Annotated in this window: 12 protein-coding genes; 4 read left to right on the forward strand and 8 right to left on the reverse strand. The window is 42.0% G+C overall.

The features are described 5' to 3' along the window. Positions 1-607: 607 nt before the first annotated feature. Entirely contained in the window at positions 608-2479 is a 1872-nt protein-coding gene (locus tag MSG35_RS05515) for a hypothetical protein (protein ID WP_248383278.1), read from the reverse strand. A gap of 190 nt (positions 2480-2669) precedes the next feature. Continuing rightward, complete coding sequence (locus MSG35_RS05520) at positions 2670-3530, reverse strand: oligogalacturonate-specific porin KdgM family protein (RefSeq protein WP_248383279.1); 861 nt, start codon at positions 3528-3530, stop codon at positions 2670-2672. A gap of 538 nt (positions 3531-4068) precedes the next feature. Here MSG35_RS05520 and MSG35_RS05525 point away from each other — a divergent pair. Further along, positions 4069-5106, forward strand: a complete 1038-nt coding sequence (locus MSG35_RS05525; protein WP_243583487.1) for a polysaccharide lyase family 7 protein — start codon at positions 4069-4071, stop codon at positions 5104-5106. 109 nt (positions 5107-5215) lie between these two features. On the opposite strand, the gene MSG35_RS05530 is transcribed toward MSG35_RS05525, so the two are convergent. The 4 genes from MSG35_RS05530 to MSG35_RS05545 all read right to left on the reverse strand — a co-directional run bounded on the left by MSG35_RS05530 (position 5216) and on the right by MSG35_RS05545 (position 9283). Next, the gene (locus MSG35_RS05530) at positions 5216-5872 is read right to left on the reverse strand and encodes a nitroreductase family protein (RefSeq protein ID WP_081229686.1); all 657 of its coding nucleotides are present in this window, start codon (positions 5870-5872) and stop codon (positions 5216-5218) included. A 222-nt stretch (positions 5873-6094) separates the two neighbouring features. Further along, positions 6095-7462: an MATE family efflux transporter gene (locus tag MSG35_RS05535; protein WP_081090258.1), complete on the reverse strand. Its 1368-nt coding sequence runs from the start codon at positions 7460-7462 to the stop codon at positions 6095-6097. A 147-nt stretch (positions 7463-7609) separates the two neighbouring features. Further along, positions 7610-8332 carry a FadR/GntR family transcriptional regulator gene (locus MSG35_RS05540; protein WP_048613964.1) on the reverse strand — a complete coding sequence of 241 codons (723 nt, stop codon included), beginning with the start codon at positions 8330-8332 and terminating at the stop codon, positions 7610-7612. Between the two features lie 174 nt (positions 8333-8506). After that, a complete protein-coding gene (locus MSG35_RS05545) occupies positions 8507-9283 on the reverse strand; it encodes an SDR family NAD(P)-dependent oxidoreductase (protein ID WP_248383281.1) in 777 nt (258 codons plus the stop codon). A 342-nt stretch (positions 9284-9625) separates the two neighbouring features. Here MSG35_RS05545 and MSG35_RS05550 point away from each other — a divergent pair, with 342 nt between their 5' ends. The 3 genes from MSG35_RS05550 to MSG35_RS05560 all read left to right on the forward strand — a co-directional run bounded on the left by MSG35_RS05550 (position 9626) and on the right by MSG35_RS05560 (position 13207). Continuing rightward, complete coding sequence (locus tag MSG35_RS05550) at positions 9626-10345, forward strand: FadR/GntR family transcriptional regulator (RefSeq protein WP_017072471.1); 720 nt, start codon at positions 9626-9628, stop codon at positions 10343-10345. Between the two features lie 283 nt (positions 10346-10628). After that, on the forward strand, positions 10629-12491 hold the full coding sequence (locus MSG35_RS05555; RefSeq protein ID WP_017069961.1) for a DUF294 nucleotidyltransferase-like domain-containing protein: 1863 nt from the start codon (positions 10629-10631) through the stop codon (positions 12489-12491). Next, complete coding sequence (locus tag MSG35_RS05560) at positions 12491-13207, forward strand: 3'-5' exonuclease (RefSeq protein ID WP_081229684.1); 717 nt, start codon at positions 12491-12493, stop codon at positions 13205-13207. Before MSG35_RS05555 ends, MSG35_RS05560 begins: the two co-directional genes overlap by 1 nt. Positions 13208-13344: 137 nt before the next feature. Here MSG35_RS05560 and MSG35_RS05565 read toward each other — a convergent pair whose 3' ends face one another. Together MSG35_RS05565 and MSG35_RS05570 are read right to left on the reverse strand one after the other, a co-directional pair. Further along, positions 13345-14070 (reverse strand): oligogalacturonate-specific porin KdgM family protein, encoded by a 726-nt coding sequence (locus MSG35_RS05565; RefSeq protein WP_052878547.1) that lies wholly within the window; start codon positions 14068-14070, stop codon positions 13345-13347. 850 nt (positions 14071-14920) lie between these two features. Further along, a complete protein-coding gene (locus MSG35_RS05570; RefSeq protein WP_248383283.1) occupies positions 14921-16474 on the reverse strand; it encodes a methyl-accepting chemotaxis protein in 1554 nt (517 codons plus the stop codon). Positions 16475-16555 lie beyond the last annotated feature (81 nt).

Raw genomic sequence — 16555 nt, forward strand, 5'->3', positions numbered from 1 at the left:
GGCTGATGGTTAGCCTTGCTTCTAACTTCTAACTTCTAACTTCTAACTTCTAACTTCTAAGTTCTAAGTTCTAAGTTCTAAGTTCTAAGTTCTAAGTTCTAAGTTCTAAGCTTTGTGGCTTACCCCTGACTCAATCTTCAACACAGCTTCCCATCAGCCTCACGTGCCTGTCTTAGTAAATAGCGGTTACAAGCAATGTTACTGGGAAAGATTGGCTTAGGTTGTCTTGGGTGTGATTAAACCAACAGATGAATTGGCATCAATACTCATGAAAGTTTCCTCATATTTAGAGATGAATTTACAGGCTGTGGATGCTTTGTGCGAACGAAGACTCTTGGGGGAGAGCGGGAGAGACTTGAAAATATCAATTGCTTTCACATAGCTTTATTCAAGCGAAAAAATTATACGGGGTGGCTAATACACAGAGAATATTTTGAATCGATAGAGAATCAGTAATATGTGGAAGATAATCGCGTAGATTCGTATAGAAAAATAAAATGACGTTAGTTATAGAAAATAATGCAAGCTACTGTTCTCACCTTTGTCATAAGGCTTAAGTCGTAAAAAGGAGGCTCAATGAGCCTCCTTTTAAGTCAATGGTACAAATTTAGAACAAGTCGGAATTTAAATCATCAAAATAACTATACGTGTCCACGTTTGCGGTGTCTCCTACATAAACTGCAAATAACGTGGGAGCTCCAGTATCATTTTCTGCTTTCAACGGTATTGCTGAATCTGCATCCTGATAAGAAACGTACTCTTGACCATCTATATCGATGGTAATGTCATAAGTGTCATCAGAACCGTTTGGAGCCCAAGTTAACGTTACATCAATCCAAGTATCTTGTGCATAATTTGCAAGCGTTTTTTGGTCACCAGATTCGTTCCTGAACTTAATCTCTGTTGAGCCAAACGCTATTTCTGTAAACCTTTTGCTCGATGAAGCACTGTCAGAAGTACCAAGGAACAAGTACGATGATTTATTGTAACCAGCGTCAGGGATATAGACAGATATGGATACTGAACCACTCTCAGCAGGACCTGCGGAAAATTCGCGAGATACAACAGGTTTACCAGTATTAGAATTATCGTGTAAGAGAAGTGAGCTAGTGCCTGAGTTTGCAAAATCAGCACTTACATTGGCTATAATTGTGTTGCTATCCGCCCCGGGTACGTTATAAGCGGAATTAGCTACATCAATTTGCTCACCAACAGTATAACTTTCAAAATCATCAGTGACTTCGCCGGGCTCTGGATCTGGGTCTGGCTCGGGTTCTGGCTCAGTACTGCCACCGTCAACAATAACAGTCGCTTCCGCTGTGTTGTTGTTATATGGATTTCCTGACAAAACCTGACCATTCGGGTAATTATTGAAGTTGTCTTCAAATACTAACTCGTCAGTAGTCGTGTCATTTGAATAAACTTTAAAGTTATCAGCGTTCAATTCGTAATGTGTTGTGTTGGAAGTATCACCAAGCTTTAATGATACGATAGTCACGGCAGTTTTGTCGAAAGCTTCAAAGCCGTTGCCGCTATTGTCGTATACGGTGTCATTGACCTTGAATGTGTAGTAACCGTCAGCCCAACTGATTTCAACAGCGAGATCCTCGCCTAAAGTGTATGTGCCTACAGGCTCATCAGGAATTTGAGGCTTACCACTACTATCGGTAACCGTAGAGCGGTAGAAAATTTCTCCAGAGTTAAAAATGACTTCGCCGTGCAGGTTCGTATTAGATGTACCTGAAGCGTAGAGACTAATATAAGCGTTGTTACCTGACGTGTTAGCTTCTTCTTCTGAGTCTTCATCCACTTGGTAGACCAAGTCAACGGTCACTTTACCTGACTCAATGCTATCAACAGTCGCACCTGTACTGCTATCCGATAGCTTTAAGCGTAGTTCCCCTACATCTTTATCTACACCGTCATAACCCGTACCAAAGTTAGTATCTAAAATCTGAACATAGCCGTTGATACCACTTGCTTCATTGGCCTGACTGATCGCGTCTTGTACGCTGTCGGTAGCGGTTTGATCTGAACCTGAATAATTGATACCGGTAGATTCATCAGAAATACTCAGTACACCTGCGTCATCGAATGAAAAAACACCATCTAAGATTTCAAGAGTCGATGATCCCGTTTCATAATAAGTAAAAGAAACAGTGCCAGCTTCTTCATCATAGTTATTGGTAGAAGCACTTGCATCTTTAATGGTGTATGTACCTAAGTCGTCGTCGTCGTCATAGTACTTATGATTACCGTCTTCTTGGAAAACATACACATTTGGAAGATCTGCGTTTGATGACGCGGATATTGAAGCGGAGTTACCATCACTGATTTGCCAGTAACCCGTAGTTAATGCTGAAGGTTGGCTACCTGGGTCAGTAGAACCATCCGTCGGAATAGGTAAACCATCACTGTTACAACCGAATAATAAACCTGTCGAAAGAGCGACAGCTGTAGCGACTTTAGAAATCTGCATAAAATATTCTCTTTATGATATTAAATCCATATGTAAATCACATAAGAAATAGATAATGAATAGTCGTTAAATATTTATTAGGATGAAGCTAATTCTGATTAGAACATCCTATTATTTAAAATAAAGTAATTAAAATATGCCCAAATAAGTTACAAGAGGAGAGGGCTATTCTATATTTTGACTATTTTTATTAGAATGAGTAAGCAATACCAACACGGTATTTAGCTTCACGATCTTTTGAAGATGAACTGATATCAGACGACCAGATCTCAGCAAAAGGTTTCCAAGAACCGAACTTGTAGTTTACCTTTAAGCCAGCATCCCATTCCCAGTCATCACTATTATAAAGAAGTACGTTATCTAAAGATTTTACATAGTTTGCTTCGTAAGAAAGGCCAAGCTTCGGTAGAGATTCTACTTTGTAAGAACCCGTTAGTGTGACTTTAGACTTTTGAGCTGATTCTAAACGTTCACCAGTTTCAGAGTCTTTGTCACCAAATTGTGTATGGTTACGGAAATCAGCATATTCATGACGGTAACGAATAGCAGTTGTTAAACCCATGTCTGCTTTATAGCCAACGCGAAACTGAGGTTTAAACGTAACCTTTTTCATCTTCCAGTCGCCATCGTTAGCATTAGGCTCATCCCAATCCCAAGCAATAGGCATACCCATTTGTAGATACCAATTATTGTCTATTTTGTATGTCGCAGTGTTATCGATCTCCATACCATAGATGTACCAATTGCCATCGTAAAAACTCTGGCTGTTTGCTGATTTAACAGAACCTGAATCTTCATCATAGTAAGAGTCATCACCGTGGAACTTAAGTTCTAGACCAGTAGAGTGCTTCCACTTGTCTGACAGCTTAAAGCTTTCACCTAGCTTAACTCGGTGTTGATGGCGAGCGTCTACGTGAGCCGTATCACCATTAGTCTTTGTATAATCCGTCGCAGCACGATACTCGTAACGATAATCAAGAGATGCACCAGCAGCTGTGCCCGCTAAAAGAGTACATGCAACAGCTGCAGCAATTTTTGTAACAGAATTCATACCTTTGTCTCACTATTATTTTTTTATTTTGGATACATCCAATGTACCCCTGACTCACAAACCAATACCTTACATGGTATTAAATTAATGTATGACAAATATGGTATTTATTCCTAGGGTAGATTTCTGTGAGATCTATCAAAAGTTCCGACTAATGGCCTATTTATATAGCTAAATGTTATGAATATCTCAATTTAAGGCTTACCAATCAAATCAATCATGACTCAGTTCTCATATTAACAAACCTTGTAAGCTCAGTTGGTTGTATGTGTTAAAATAATACAAATATAAGAGTATTCCCACGCTTTCATATCGATGTTCTAGTTGTTGTGGTTTAAACATAACGGGGCATGTTGAGGGATATAGATATAAACCACCGTCAAATGTTTGGTAAACGTTAAAAGATGGCGAAATGTAAATTCTATTTATTGGTTGGTTTATTTAAGTCGAAGAGAAAATATTTAGTACTAATTCGTGTTCAAAAGTAGTTTCTGTGCTGAGAGTGTATTCAGTATCTGTTAACAATAAAGGATGAGTCATGTTTAAGAAAAACATATTAGCAGTGGCGTTATTAGCGACTGTGCCAATGGTTACTTTCGCAAATAACGGTGTTTCTTACCCCGTACCTGCCGATAAATTCGATATGCATAATTGGAAAATAACCATACCTTCAGATATTAATGAAGATGGTCGCGTTGATGAAATCGAAGGGGTCGCTATGATGAGTTACTCACATAGTGATTTCTTCCATCTTGACAAAGACGGCAACCTTGTATTTGAAGTGCAGAACCAAGCGATTACGACGAAAAACTCGAAGAATGCGCGTTCTGAGTTACGCCAGATGCCAAGAGGCGCAGATTTCTCTATCGATACGGCTGATAAAGGAAACCAGTGGGCACTGTCGAGTCACCCAGCGGTTAGTGAATACAGTGCTGTTGGCGGAACATTAGAAGCGACATTAAAAGTTAATCACGTCTCAGTTAACGCTAAGTTCCCAGAAAAATACCCAGCGCATTCTGTTGTGGTTGGTCAGATTCATGCTAAAAAACACAATGAGCTAATCAAAGCTGGAACCGGTTATGGGCATGGTAATGAACCACTAAAGATCTTCTATAAGAAGTTTCCTGACCAAGAAATGGGTTCAGTATTCTGGAACTATGAACGTAACCTAGAGAAAAAAGATCCTAACCGTGCCGATATCGCTTATCCAGTGTGGGGTAACACGTGGGAAAACCCAGCGGAACCGGGTGAAGCAGGCATTGCTCTTGGTGAAGAGTTTAGCTACAAAGTGGAAGTGAAAGGCACCATGATGTACCTAACGTTTGAAACAGAACGTCACGATACGGTTAAGTATGAAATCGATCTGAGCAAGGGTATTGATGAGCTTGATTCACCAACGGGTTATGCTGAAGATGATTTCTATTACAAAGCGGGCGCATACGGCCAATGTAGTGTGAGCGATTCTCACCCTGTATGGGGGCCAGGTTGTGGCGGTACTGGCGATTTCGCTGTCGATAAAAAGAATGGCGACTACAACAGTGTGACTTTCTCGGCACTTAAGTTGAACGGCAAATAGTACATAAGGCTAGTTAGATACAGGGCTTAAGGAATGTTTACGAAGACCACTTAACCAAATGTTGAGTGGTCTTTTTGTTTCTTTAAAAGCTCGGGGATCGAAGTGCTTGTTATATGACTTTAAATATTTCATCCAGAGGGAGTCGTGCTTTTGGTAGCCCGTGGTTGTAGTCTTCGCCCTCTAAGAAGTAACCCATTGCCAACGCAACTTCACAGATGTGCCCATCAAGCTCTTCGCTAAATTCTTGTCCGATTAAGTCCATATCGACTCCTTCCATCGGTGTAGAACCTATCTCAAGCCTCGCAAGAACGTGTAGGGCGTTACCTAGCGCTAGGTAAAGTTGCGCTTTGGTCCAGTTACCATTAAAGCCGTTATCATCAGTATTGAGGTCTGCAAAAGCGTAACCGCCATTGAGCATGTTGTCGTACATTTCTGCAGGTAAGTGACCAGATTCAACTTCAACATCCACGCGGTGAGCGTATTTGTCTTTGGTGTAGTTTGGGTCGTAGGCAAAAAGAATGATGTGCGATGACTCAATGGCGTGATGTTGATTGAACTGGAACTTGATAGCGAAAGTGTCGTGGAAGCGTTGCTTGGCTTCTTCGCTCTCTATCAGAATGAATTTCCACGGTTGTGAATTAATAGAAGAAGCAGAAAGGCGGATAGCTTCTTTGATGATCTCTATTTTTTCAGAAGAAATGCGTTTGCTAGGATCGTATTTTTTGACGGTGTAGCGCTTGTGAAGATCTTGAATAATGTCATGCATAGTGTGTTCACCCAATTCTCTTAACGATTAATCAAGCTGGATTGATGAGTCTTTTGTTGCTTGAGGTGTGTTAGCCACTGACCCAATAAATGCCTACCTTCAAAGTAGTACAACCTTGCCAAAGGACAAGGTTATATTTTGGAGGTTTTGTGCGAACTCTCTTTATTTCAAAAGCTTAGTGTTAAATGTGAATGTCTGGACTCATCCAAAATGATTTTGGACTTAGTCATACATCAACTCTTTGGCTTTGTCGGCATCAAACTCTTTAAGAGACTTTCGAGCTAAGTGACGGAATGGGAAAGCTTTAACGACTTCTTCGAATGGTTGGATAGCAAAAGCCCAAAAGATAGAGCCATCTAAACCAAAGATGATCAATGCACACAATGGAATTGAAATTACCCATTGACCAGTAAAGTTGATTTTGAAGACTGCGGTCGTTTTTCCTAGTGCTCTTAGTACATTCCCATGAACCGTGTTGTAGCCACGAACAATTGGCAAGAAAATGTAGAGTGGGGCGATAACGGCCAATGCTTGATAGGTAGACTCATCCAAGTTCGGGTAAATGTCACCAATGACCAGACTTAATCCTGCGAACAAGAGTGCACAAACGAAAGAAATGACGACTGCAATATCGATACTGGTATCGACGTTTTTGACTAGGTCATCCATCTTTTTGGAGCCAATCGCTTGGCTGATAGTAATCGCGGAAGAGTGAGCCCAAGCGGTAATAAATTGAGAGACAGCCCTGATCCAAGGCATCACCAAAGTAATCGCTACGTAAGCGTTGATGTTAAGTTGCGAATACAACAATTGATATATCGTTGCGCCAATCAAAAGCATGGTCACGTTCGCTGCTACGGGGAATATTTCGATAAAGTGACGGCGAACGTTAGTAAAGAATTCAGATCGCTGAGCATCTAATTTGAGTGAAATCGCTGAGCTTAAATACACGCACAAAACCAGATACAGCAAGCGGATCGTTATTGCAATGATGCTGCCTAATGCGGCACCTTGTACACCAATGCCTTCAAAATTAGAAAAACCATGAATCAGCACATATGAGAGTACAGCATTGATAGGCAGTTCAATTAAGTAACCTTTGAATGGGACTTTAGTTCTGCCTAGTGCATTAAATAAAGCAATGATCACTTGCGTCAGTGCTGTGAAAATGACGATGTATTTCGAGATATCTAGATAGCGGCTGATTTCTAAGTGAAGGGAAGCGTCGTCTGTTAATGCTTGAATCAAGGGTTGTTCGAAAAAAGTAAGTAGAAGCCAAAACAGTGTTGCTACGCCAAGGTTGATAAATAACCCTGCCCAAAATGCTTTAGATAATGACGCGGCGATGCCAGAGCCCACTGCGCGGCTTAATACTAACTGAGTACCGTTTGCCAGCGCCATTTGAATTCCCAGTACAAAGGCAACGATAGTCGTCGCAATCCCCATTGCAGCTAAAGGGATTTCACCAAGAGGAGAAACCAGCAACGTGTCGATCATCAACATCGACTGCATCAAGATACCGTTTAAGGCGAGGGGCCAGGCGAGAGAGAAATTTTTCCTTACGTACGATTGCGAAGACACAAACAACACCTTATGTGTATAACCGTAAGCTTTCTCTGAGTGACGGAGTAGAGCGTTTAAAGAAGAAAACACTACGGTAGTTGATGGTTAAAAAATGGGTGCTAAAACAAGACTGACTTGTGTCTTTGAAACACAAGTCAGTGTGGTTAATCTCGGTTATGCGATGGCTAATTCAACCCTAGATAGCTTTTGGTTCTCATCGTCTAGCAGGACTTGAGAAGCAATTCGAGCTTGCTTGGCATCGCCTGACATTATCGCGTCGTAAATCGCTTTGTGTTCTTCTAAACAGAAGCGACCGCCTTCAGCGGAGTGGTCGATAAACTGCTTGAAGATAGTCGACAGAATATTCGCGAATGGAATGTAAAACTGATTACCTGTCGATAAGAAAATCGTTTGGTGAAACAGGTGATCGTTGGTCGTCCACTCTTCATAATCGAAGTTATTTGCCGCGATAGTCATCTTCTGGAAAAGAATCGAAAGCTCTTTGCGTTGCTCAACGGTTGCATTGGTTGCAGCGAGTGCACACGCTTCCGGGTCAATCGCTTTTCTTAAGCCTAAGAATTGAGACAAGAACGGCTTGGTATCTTCTAAATCTTGAATCCAGTACAGCAATTGCGGGTCTAAGAAGTGCCACTGTGTTCTCGGTTTGATACGAGTGCCCACTTTTGGCTTCGACTCGATTAAACCTTTTGCCGAAAGTAGCTTAGTTGATTCTCGAAGGGCAGTTCTGCTCACTCCAAAGATATCGCACAGCTCCATTTCGCTGGGTAACTTTTGATTTTCTTCTAACTCGCCTGACAAGATCTTGCGAGCAATTTGTCTCGCCACTTGAACATGAATTCGGCGGCTTGAATCTTCCACCAATGTAAATATTGACATTTAAACCACCTGAAATTGAAACTTTGAAAACACTAAAAGCCAGACGAATCTGGCGTTTAGTGTCAGTGTATACGTCGAATTTAGTGTGAGGTTTTCCCTCATCTACTCTGGTCTGTTGACCTTATATAGTGTGGCGAACTTAAATCGCTGAGTGAGCTTATATAAACCAGCTAACTAAGGCGTTATTTGTCCGCCATTAACATCTAGGATTTGACCTGTGATGTAACCGCTGCAAGCGTGCGATGCAAAGAAAGCAAATGAAGGAGCAACTTCATTAATATTGCCAAAGCGTCCCATTGGGATATTGCTAACAATATTCGATTTTAGCTCGTCGCTTTTACCATCGTGAAATGCGGTATCGATAGTGCCCGGTGAAACAATGTTGAAACGGATATTATCTTGCGCGAACTCTTTCACCCAATTACGGTGAATGTCGTGTAACCAAGCTTTAGACGCGGCATAGATGCCTGCACCAACACCACCGCCTTCACGAGCGGCAATAGAGCCCGTGCTAATCACACAAGATGTTTGCCCGGACTCAGCAGCAGAGGCGCGTAAGTGCGGGATAGAAAACTTAGTTGTCATCAGCGCAGAGCGAACATTAAGGTTCATTACACGCTCATAAAACTCATCATCGATATTTTCTAGATTGGCGCGACCACCAAGGCCACCGGCGTTGTTAATCAACACGTCCATGCCACCAAAATGATCAGTAAACTCTTTGACTAACCTTTCGCACTCTAATGTGTCCATTAGGTTTGCAGGGAAAAAAGCAACATCGCCACCCAATGCGGTAAGTTCAGATAGAACGTCATCGACTTTTGGGCTGAAAGCACGACTATTGATGCCGATTTTTGCGCCGTATTTTGCAAAGACACGTGCGGTAGCTAAACCCATACCGGCAGTAGAGCCAGTAATTAGAATGCGTTTGCCTTTTAAATCGTTAAACATCAGAGCCGCCTATATTGTAGATTATTTACATCAATAAATCATACAATAACACTTGCTATATTCAAGGGTGTTCATCTAAAAACGGGTTATTACCGACATAAATAGTGAGAGTAAGGGTGGTTTTGTGAGTTCACGCATGCATTGAAATTGTAAATGAGAACTATTTGTATGAATTAATGGGTTGAATTGGTTTTATAAACCTAAAGATGAGCAGGTTTGTGAAATATTGCTCCAGCCTTTATTGGTAGTGACCTCACGTTATTCTGATGCTGTGTTGGTGAAGATATAAATCAGTGCTATAGTCCGGGTTAAATAATACATATCTAATAAGTAAGTAGACACATGGCTGGCTCTTTCAATTCTATTTCAGGCTCTAAGCGAAGCCTTCATGTGCAAGTTGCACGTGAAATCGCTCGTGGTATTTTGTCGGGCAATTTGCCTCAAGGTTCTATTATCCCTGGTGAAATGGCTCTGTGTGAGCAATTTGGTATCAGTAGAACAGCATTAAGAGAAGCGGTTAAGCTTCTGACTTCAAAAGGCCTATTAGAATCTCGTCCTAAGATCGGTACTCGCGTTGTTGACCGTGCATTCTGGAACTTCTTAGATCCACAATTGATCGAATGGATGGACGGTTTGGCCGATACAGACCAATTCTGTCATCAGTTCTTGGGATTACGCCGCGCGATTGAACCAGAAGCGTGTGCTTTAGCTGCTCAGTTCGCGAGTGCAGAACAACGCATTGAGCTCTCTGGTATTTTCCAACAAATGGTAGAAATCTCTAGCGAAGAAACGCTTGATCAAGAGCGTTGGCTAGATATCGATATGAAGTTCCATAGCCTGATCTTCAATGCAACAGGTAACGACTTCTATCTTCCATTTGGTAACATCTTAACGACCATGTTTGTTAACTTTATTTCTCACTCTTCTGAAGAGGGAAGTACTTGTATTAACGAACACCGCCAGATTTATGAAGCAATCATGGCCGGTAATAGTGACAAAGCACGCCACGCGTCAGCAAGTCACCTGTTAGAAACAAACCACAGATTACCAGCCGCTAGTTAATTGTTTTCACTGTTATTTTAGCTTTGATCGTTTTGCATTATCGACGAGAGGTCATTCTCGTAAAACTAGGGTAGTCAAAGTTAAAATTACGGTTATTCAAAAGCTAATTTCAGCAGTGACCTCTAAAAAGCACGTTTGATACGTGCTTTTTTTGCATCCAAATTTGATGAAAACCTGACTGGTGTCCAATATTTAATCTATTATTTGCTGTTTCGTTAAAAGCACTAGTAACCAGTATTTTAAGTTATATAATAATACTAATTAAATTATTGTGAGTGTGATTATGCCCCAGTCTCTACTGCCAAATATTCTTCAATTCATAGGTCAAATCGACCCATTCGATAAGATCCCTAAACAAGCACTTCGCGAACTTGCCTCTAACGTTCAAATTACTTATCTCGGCAAGGGAGATGTGGTTGATTTGTGTGAGTCGGGGAAGGAAAAATCGCTCTATATCATTCGAACGGGCTCTATGGAGCAACGAAAATCTGATGGTGTGCTTCGTGCTCGCCTAGGCAGTGAAGATTTGTTCGGCTTTACGTTCTTAGATTCTGAAGTCAACGATGAAAAAGGCTACAGAGCTGTCGCAATAGAAAACACCTTACTTTATGTGATTCCACACTCGGCACTTCAAACGCTTTTCAAAGCCTTTCCAAGTTGCGCAGAACACTTTGCTTCACAGGCGCAGGTTCGCTTGAAGTCGGCACTGGATGTGGTTTGGTCAAATAAAGAGAAAGGCCTATTCATTCGTAAAGTCGAAGAAGTAGCAAGCGGGCAGGTTGCGATTGTTAAGTCTGAGCAAACCATCCAGTCGGTTGCGGTTGAAATGCTTCATCAACGCTCACCTTGTGCCGTGATCTATGAAGGTGAAACCATTGTTGGTCTGATCACCGACCGAGACATGACGAAGCGAGTGATCGCCCACGGCGTGAGTACTGATAGTTTGATCTCTGAGGTCATGACGCACTCTCCACTTACGGTAAAACCGGATGATTTAGTGCTGCATGCGGCGTCAATCATGATGCAATTCAATATCCGTAACTTGCCCGTTGTGAAAGAGAATAAGGTTGTAGGTCTTCTTACTACATCTCATTTGGTTCAAAACCACCGTGTTCAAGCGATATTCTTGATCGAGAAAATCAAATACGCAGGCAGCGTGAAAACCATGTCTTCGTTCACCTCAGAGCGCCAAGCTATTTTTGAAGCGCTGGTGGAAGGTAAAGTAGCGCCTGAAACCGTCGGCAAGGTAATGACCATGATTATGGACGCCTACACCCGTCGATTGATTCAAATAGCGATTGATAAGTTAGGCCCACCACCGTGTGATTTCTCTTGGATCGTAGCGGGATCGCACGCGCGTAATGAAGTGCACATGCTATCAGACCAAGACAGCGCGATTGTACTAGCTGACGATGCAACCGACAGTGACCGTATTTACTTCAAACACTTAGCGATGATGGTGACCAACGGCTTAGCAAGCTGCCACTACCCATTATGTCCAGGTAAATTCATGGCCGCGACGCCAAAATGGTGCCAGCCACTCAGCGTTTGGAAGCATTACTACAAGAAGTGGGTGGCTAACCCAGAGTACGAACGCTTGCTTAACATCAGTGTGTTCCTAGAAATTCGTACTATCTACGGCAACAGTGAGTTCGAAGGCATTCTTCGCGATGAGCTGCATAGCAATATTCGCGGTAACCGTGAGTTTTTAAGCACCCTAGTGAAAGACGCGGTCAATACCAACCCGCCACTTGGCATCTTCAATAGCTTAGTGCTAGAGAAGTCAGGTGAGAATAAGAAAACGCTGAACGTGAAGAAGTACGCGATCAACTTGATTATCGACTTAGCCCGTATTTATGGCCTTGCTGTGGAGTGCGATTTGTCGGCGACTGACGAACGTTTCGCTGCTGCCAATGAAAAAGGCATGCTGAGCGACGATGCATTCAAGAACATTCTGGGTGCTTACCAGTTCATTCTCTCTTTCCGTTTTGGTCATCAACTTGAAGCGTTGAAGAACGGGGATGTGCCTGACAACAACATCAACCCAGATAGCTTTGGTAGCTTTGAGCGTAAACACTTGAAAGATGCCTTTAGGATCATTGCTGACCTTCAAGAAGCGGCGAAAATTCGTTTCGGAGCGCGTTAATGAAAGCCTTGTTAAACTATTTTCACCCGCTTGAGCGAATTAAACGTAAACGCAAGCAATATTTGGGAACGGTTAAGTTGCCAGAGGCGTTACATGATCTCGTACAACAGCCTTGTCCTGAAATGACGGACTTGGCCAAAGACAGCGAATACATTATTTTAGATCTCGAAACCACGGGCTTAGACAGCGAGCAAGACCTTATCTTATCTATGGGGTGGGTCGATGTGGTTAAAGGGAGAATCGATTTAGCATCAGCCAAGCATATTTATCTGAATAACGATTCTCAGATCAACGCTGAAACCGCTGTTATCAACCATATTACGCCGCAAATGTTGGAAGAGGGCGCGTCTATTCATGATGCGATGCTGACGTTTTTCGAAGCAGCAAAAGGCAAGATCATTGTCGCGCACGCTTGTGTGGTCGAAGAGAAGTTCATTAGCCAATACCTTCTTCGCTGCTACGGTTTACGAGCGATTCCTCTGCTTTGGCTTGATACCTTGTGTATTGAGAAAAGCATGGAGAAAGCGATCAGCAATCATGAAGAAGTCGATTTAACCTTGGCAGGGACTCGCGAAAGGTACGGGCTTCCTGAGTACAACAGCCACAATGCATTAGCCGATGCCGTTTCGACAGCGGAATTGTTTTTGGCTCAGCAGAAGCGAGTTGTCCCTAACGATGATGTGACCGTTGCATTCCTTTATCGGATCAGTCGCTAGGTAAAGGGCTTCAAATGCGCGGCTCTATTTTACTGAACTGATTTAAAAGGAAAAAAAGCCAGCGATTAAGCTGGCTTTTGTTTAGGTCTTAGAAAATTAGGACAGTAATTATCTTAGATCATTCATATAGCTATCGATTAGAAGCTGTAAGTTAGACCAACACGGCTACGCAGTTCACGAGTCGCTTTAGTTGATGAAGTGCTCACATCACCAAACTCTACATATGGTGCCCATTGACCCATAATATGGCGAATGCTTGCGTTTAACTCGTAGTTAGTATCATCGTTGTCGTAGATATCGTAGCCATCAGCTTTGTAGTAGTTACCTTCAAAACCAAAGCGCCAGTTGTCCATTGAGTAGTTAACGTTTGCCGTTAGACGGTGACGACGTTGGTTTTCAATGTTTTTCTCAACACCGACAATTTCACCATCACCGTCGATCTCGTACTCAGTTGTGCTAGTGTTCTGTCTCATATCGTAACGGTAACGAGCACTTAGGCTTAGGCCATCAACGCTATCCACTTTGTATGTTGCACGAACTTGAGGCTTGTATGTAACGCCAGATTCACGACCTTCAATTGGCATACCGTAAGTCATTGTCCAGTTATCGTTTAGCACATGACGGTAATTTAGACCAAGCTCCCAACCATTGTTCTTCAGATCTTCCATGAATTTACCGTCTTCTCCCTTGAATTTCGCTTCGATATCTACAAGGAAGTTGCCAATGCTATCGCCAAGTTTTACACGAGTAGCGTGTTGATCTGTATGACTCTTGTATTCGTGTCTCATATCGAAAGACGCAGCAGATACAGAGCCAGCAGCGAGTACAGATGCCACAGCAATCACGATTTTAGTTTTATTCATGGTATTAGTTCCATATTTATAGGTTGAGTATTGGCCATAATTACAAGCCAAATAGAGTAGTTCTTGTCTTCAATGCATTTTGTTTTTGAAATTATTTCTTGGTTATTTCAAATTTGTTTTGCATTTAAATAATACAAATATGCTAACGATTTGAAGGCGTATGATCTGTGAATTGGATCGTGTTGTAGGGATAAAACCACTATTTACAAAGGGTTACAAAGTCAATGTATATCGTTAAGTTTATGATTTTTAGTGGTTTATTCGTCTTTTGATAATGATTTTTAAGGGTTTTGTTCGTCAATAAATGTGCGCTACAGCAAAAAATTGAACCTTTAGATATCATTTTTATTTGTAATACATTATTATTTACTAACTTTCTGTAGCAACACATAACTTTGCTGTGTTGATTGCATTAACTGACGGTGTGAAGCCGAATAAGTAAGAATGGTCTTGAAGCTAAATGGAAAATCCACCGCTTTAAGAACATGAGGCATTTACTTGAGGTGATTTAAAGCTCAATCAGAGAAGGTTTGAAATGTAGTAGGCAAGGCTGTGACATAGCCTGCTATATAAGTACGAACTTGATAGGAATGAACAGGGTTCGAATAGTTACCCGTTGTTCTCATCGGTGACAAAGAAGAAATCGTTGAAGTGCTTGCGAAAGCATTTTGATTATTGCTCCCAACTATTCTAATTATAACTTCTGCTTTCGTTTAGAAAGGTAGGAGATGGTAGTCGAAGATCTGCCCTTGCGCTCATGTTGATACAGGCAACATGAGCGTTTTTTTATCTGAAATTTGAGTAGAGAGTCGTTTGAGGCTCAATAAGCGTGTAAACCACGGCTTAATAGCTAGGCTTTTAGGTTGATGACAGCACGTTCAAGTGAGTCTGTTTGCTCTACTACTGAAGTTGCAGAAGCTGCGTTTTTTGAAGCACTTTTCACATTGGTCATTGTTAGTTGTTTGATGGCATCAACGTTTTCGATGATCTCTGATGTGACCTCACTTTGCTCCTTCATGGCATTGGATACCTCTAAACTGTTATTTAGAATGGTTTCCATGTCTGCGATAACCGATGTGATTCTAGAATGTGCCTTCTCACAAGAGTCGACACTGGTATTCCCTTTCTCACAACAATTTTGAATCGTGTTAACCACCATTTGGGTTTGGTCTTGAACCCCTTGAATAATGGTTGAGATCTCTTCGGTTGAAAGTTGTGTTCTGCCTGCCAAGGTTCTTACCTCATCCGCAACAACCGCAAAACCACGACCTTGTTCTCCAGCGCGCGCTGCTTCAATGGCGGCATTCAAAGCGAGTAGGTTGGTTTGTTCAGCAATGTCTTTAATCACCTCTAGCACGGTATTGATCTTCTCGGAATGAACAGAAAGACGATTCACTTCTTCACTAGCGCTCACGAGATCGGTTGAAAGGGTATTGATTGTGTCTCTGGTGAAGGCTACGTCGTTCAGGCCATCATTCGCGGTGGCGAAACTGGTTTGCGCATTTGATGATGCGTTTTCACTATTGGTAGCCACATTTTGGATATTGCTGCCCATCTGGTTTATCGCGGTCGCAATATTTTCTGTTTGTTGTTGCTGCTTATTCAACGCGCCTTCCACTTCGATACCGTCGTGTTGCAACTGGTTGGAAATGTTGCCCAGCTCCTGAATCGACCGCTGCACTTGACCAACAAGTTGGCGAATGTCTTCTAGTACGGTGTTAAACGACTTGGCAATCTCAGCAATTTCATCTGAGCCGCTGTCTTCTGCTGTCACGGTAAAGTCACGTTGTTGGGAGACGAGCAACATGGTTGCGTTCAATGAGGCTATCTTCTTTGCGACACGCGATGAGATCCCAAAGGATAAGGCCATCAGCAATACCGTGACGGCAATTACTGAGCTCACAATAAACGTGGTAATGGTTTGTTGAATCGATTCGACCTGTTGTTCTAAACGGACTTCAACGCCGGTGAATATAGAGATGATATCTTCAAACAGCATTTTCATTTCTGATTTCAGTTCACTGACCTTTTCTGGGTTGCGGTCTATCGCGTCTACCATCAAGGAAAAGTCTTTGTTGTATTGCTTCACTTCTCGATTGAGCTTATCTAACTCAGGCACCGCTATGTCTGACTCTTCAAGTAAAATAGAGAAGCTACTCATCAACTGTTGGAAGTGTGAATACTCTTTGGCGAATTCAGGCTTGAGGGTTTTGTCGTGACTGATCAGAAACTCTAGTTCTGCTCGATTCAGTTGAAGCATAGAAACTTCAAGCGACTTCACCTTGATCAGGGTTTTCTCTAGTTTGATCAGCTTTAGATTGGCGATTTCAGTAAATGAAACGACAACCAATAAAGAGCCAATGGATAAACAAGCAAGGCTAAAAAGGGAGGTTTTAATTTTCATAGGCGGGCACCAAAGCAAAACAATATGACTCAACAACGTATTTAGAATCGTGTTTCTCTTATTTGCGTGTAGATAGCTTAT

The sequence above is a fragment of the Vibrio sp. 1CM23M genome (assembly GCF_023161755.1).
Taxonomy (GTDB): domain Bacteria; phylum Pseudomonadota; class Gammaproteobacteria; order Enterobacterales; family Vibrionaceae; genus Vibrio; species Vibrio coralliirubri.

Coding starts and splice junctions, on each gene's coding strand:
- MSG35_RS05550 (WP_017072471.1), top strand. CDS start 9,626: ATGGCTGGCTCTTTCAATTCTATTTCAGGCTCTAAGCGAAGCCTTCAT.
- MSG35_RS05555 (WP_017069961.1), top strand. CDS start 10,629: ATGCCCCAGTCTCTACTGCCAAATATTCTTCAATTCATAGGTCAAATC.
- MSG35_RS05530 (WP_081229686.1), bottom strand. CDS start 5,872: ATGCATGACATTATTCAAGATCTTCACAAGCGCTACACCGTCAAAAAA.
- MSG35_RS05570 (WP_248383283.1), bottom strand. CDS start 16,474: ATGAAAATTAAAACCTCCCTTTTTAGCCTTGCTTGTTTATCCATTGGC.
- MSG35_RS05540 (WP_048613964.1), bottom strand. CDS start 8,332: ATGTCAATATTTACATTGGTGGAAGATTCAAGCCGCCGAATTCATGTT.
- MSG35_RS05525 (WP_243583487.1), top strand. CDS start 4,069: ATGTTTAAGAAAAACATATTAGCAGTGGCGTTATTAGCGACTGTGCCA.
- MSG35_RS05515 (WP_248383278.1), bottom strand. CDS start 2,479: ATGCAGATTTCTAAAGTCGCTACAGCTGTCGCTCTTTCGACAGGTTTA.
- MSG35_RS05520 (WP_248383279.1), bottom strand. CDS start 3,530: ATGAATTCTGTTACAAAAATTGCTGCAGCTGTTGCATGTACTCTTTTA.
- MSG35_RS05565 (WP_052878547.1), bottom strand. CDS start 14,070: ATGAATAAAACTAAAATCGTGATTGCTGTGGCATCTGTACTCGCTGCT.
- MSG35_RS05545 (WP_248383281.1), bottom strand. CDS start 9,283: ATGTTTAACGATTTAAAAGGCAAACGCATTCTAATTACTGGCTCTACT.
- MSG35_RS05560 (WP_081229684.1), top strand. CDS start 12,491: ATGAAAGCCTTGTTAAACTATTTTCACCCGCTTGAGCGAATTAAACGT.